The 1,791-nt window shown below is 65.8% G+C and carries 2 protein-coding genes; both read right to left on the bottom strand.

Going from position 1 to position 1,791, the window contains the following annotated elements:
• Positions 1 to 433: ATP-binding protein (locus tag CJ301_RS17360; protein ID WP_162620606.1), on the bottom strand; the 433-nt coding region annotated here is incomplete at its 3' end.
• Positions 430 to 1,791: IS21 family transposase (gene istA, locus CJ301_RS17355; protein ID WP_099278613.1), on the bottom strand; the 1,362-nt coding region annotated here is incomplete at its 5' end. The genes CJ301_RS17360 and istA, both read right to left, overlap by 4 nt.

The raw sequence follows: 1,791 nt of genomic DNA, 5'->3' as shown, positions 1-1,791 counted from the left end.
ACTCGCTGACCAACGCGGCGGCCGTGATGAAGCTCACCGACAGCCCTTTCTGGCAGGCGGCCAGCCCCAGCCCGAGGGCGACATGCGTCTTGCCGGTTCCACTGGGCCCCAAGGCAATGACATTCTCGCGCCGGTCGATCCATTCGCCCCGGGCGAGCTCCAGCACCTGCATCTTGTTCAGCTTGGGGATCGCCTTGAAATCGAAGCTGTCGAGGCTCTTGGCCGCCGGGAACTTCGCGGCCTTGATGCGGCGCTCGACCATCCTGCGCTCGCGGTCGATCAGCTCCAGCTCGACCAGGCGGGCCAGGAACTGAACATGGTCCAGCCCCTCGATGGCGCATTGGCGGCCGAGCTTCTCGTATTCCCGCAGGAAGGTGGGCAGCTTCAGCGTCTTCAGATGATCCGCGAGCAGGATCTTCGGGGTGTCGATCATGCCGCATCCCCCGACAGGAGCGCCATGTAGCTGGCGGCCTTCGTGGTCCCGACAGTCGCGCGCGGCAGATAGGGGTAGACGTCGAGGTCCAGCTTCGGCGGCCGTTTTTCGACCTGGCAGAGAACGAGATGCTTTACGGCATCGAAGCCGACCGCGCCCAAGTGCAGCGCCTTCCTCACGGCGGCGTGGAGATCGTCGATGTCGAAGGTCTCCAGCAGGCGCAGGACCTGCACATACTCCCGCCGTCCTGCCTTGGTCATTCGCGCTTCCATCAGGCGGCGCAGGGTCGCGAACTCCGACGGCAGGTCCCATTCGGCCAAGGGGGCTGCTTGGTCCAAGGCGTTGATCTTGCGCTCGATCAGCGGGAGGTAATGGACCGGGTCGAAGACCATGTCCTCGCGGTCGTAGCAGCGGGGGTGGCGCGCGATGACTTGGCCGCCGCAGCCGATCACGACCGCGTCGACATACCCCCTGATCCAGACGTCGCGGTGGCCATAAGCGACCGGCACCGAGTAATCGTTGGTCCTGTAGCGCACCAGGGCTTGGGAGCTGACCCGCCCGGTGGCCTGATCGCAGGCATCGAACGGCGCGGTCGGCAGGCCGGCCATCGCTGCCAGATCCCGCGCCAGCCGCTCTCCAATGGTCTCTGATTGGCCGCGTAGGACATCAGCCTGGCGCTTGCGGCATTGCCCCGCCATGTAGGCATTGAACGCGTCCCAGCTCGCGAACCGCGGGAGCGGCACCATGAAGTTGCGGCGGGAGTAGCCGACCAGGCCCTCTGCGTTGCCCTTATCGTTTCCCTTGCCTGGACGGCCGTAGCGGTCGCGAAGCAGGTAGTGCGACAGAAACCCGCTGAAGAGCGTGGCACGCTTGCGCGTTCCGTCCGGCAGGATCTTCGCAACCAGGCAGCGGTCGTTGTCGTAGAGGACCGAGGCGGGCACCTTGCCGAAGAATGCAAAGGCATGGACGTGGCCGTCGACCCAGGCTTCCGCTGTCGCCGCCGGGTAAGCCCGCACGAAACAGGCATCGCTGTGCGGCAAGTCCATGACGAAGAAATGCGCCTTCTGTTCGATCCCGCCGATGACGACCACCGCCTCGCCGAAGTCGGCCTGGGCATGACCGGGCGGATGCGCCAGCGGCACGAACATCTCGCGGCCGCGCCGTTCGCGCGCCCGCATGTAATCCTTCACGATCGTGTAGCCGCCGCGGAAACCATGCTCGTCACGAAGCCGCTCGAATACCCGCTTGGCCGTGTGCCGCTGCTTGCGATGAACCGCGCGATCCCCCTCCAGCCAGCCGTCGATGATCCCCGTATAGGCATCCAGCTTCGGCCGCTTCACGGGCGCCGTGCGGCGGTA

It is taken from the genome of Limimaricola cinnabarinus (genome assembly GCF_002723615.1).
Taxonomy (GTDB): domain Bacteria; phylum Pseudomonadota; class Alphaproteobacteria; order Rhodobacterales; family Rhodobacteraceae; genus Limimaricola; species Limimaricola cinnabarinus_B.
The sequence above is the reverse complement of the archived record's forward strand: the minus strand, read 5'-3'. Positions and strand labels throughout refer to the sequence as shown.